Raw genomic sequence first — 347 nt, 5'->3', positions numbered from 1 at the left:
AAGTAAAAAAGGTAGTTGCCTCATTGGCTCCTGTTCGCCACACTTCGTTATAAGGCACGAGTCCGCCGAAGATCAACCTGTCTTTTTTATAGGGGCGGTTGTAGAACACTTCCAGATCGAGATCGCCGCTGTTGTATTCTACAGTATCTTCGGGACTAAAAGATTTGGTGTTATTCTTATAGATGATGTAAGAAAGCATGATCACCGCTATAGCGATCCCCATGCCGAGCAATGTTCTCTTTAATGTTAGCATGATCAAATTTAATCAATTTCCACACCGTATCATTACCTTTCAAAAATGGCGTTTTGTAGATGTTTTTCAGAAAAAAAGCCCCTGAAAGGGGCTG

1 protein-coding gene is annotated in these 347 nt (G+C 41.5%); it reads right to left on the bottom strand.

Features of this window, described 5'->3' with window-relative positions:
- The coding region (locus HC175_RS21420) for a DUF2911 domain-containing protein (protein WP_168139950.1) at window positions 1-253 on the bottom strand (253 nt) is incomplete at its 3' end.
- Window positions 254-347 lie beyond the last annotated feature (94 nt).

It is taken from the genome of Salinimicrobium oceani, assembly GCF_012037645.1.
The sequence above is the reverse complement of the archived record's forward strand: the minus strand, read 5'-3'. Positions and strand labels throughout refer to the sequence as shown.